This window comes from Brevibacillus sp. HB1.2, from assembly GCF_013332495.1.
GTDB classification, from domain to species: domain Bacteria; phylum Bacillota; class Bacilli; order Brevibacillales; family Brevibacillaceae; genus Brevibacillus; species Brevibacillus porteri.
In genome coordinates this window covers 1-249 of the sequence record NZ_JABMIU010000053.1, presented here as the reverse complement: position 1 = coordinate 249, position 249 = coordinate 1, and the positions used below count along the sequence as shown (strand labels likewise).

The 249-nt window shown below is 51.4% G+C and carries 2 tRNA genes; both read left to right on the top strand.

From position 1 onward, the window contains the following. Nucleotides 1-9: 9 nt before the first annotated feature. A tRNA-Glu gene (locus HPY28_RS30225) sits at nucleotides 10-83 on the top strand. Between the two features lie 34 nt (nucleotides 84-117). Then, nucleotides 118-193: transfer RNA gene (locus HPY28_RS30220), tRNA-Val, on the top strand. Nucleotides 194-249 lie beyond the last annotated feature (56 nt).

The window sequence follows — 249 nt, the reverse complement described above, 5'->3', positions numbered from 1 at the left end:
TATGAAAATGGCCCGTTGGTGAAGCGGTTTAACACAGCAGCCTTTCACGCTGTCATACAGGGGTTCGAATCCCCTACGGGTCACCTAGAAAAATCCCTACATCTTCGTAGGTGATTTGGAGGCTTAGCTCAGCTGGGAGAGCATCTGCCTTACAAGCAGAGGGTCGGCGGTTCGATCCCGTCAGCCTCCACCACTCATATTTAACGGACAAGGAAGGTCAGTTAAAAGCGCCACGTCTTGTGGCAACAT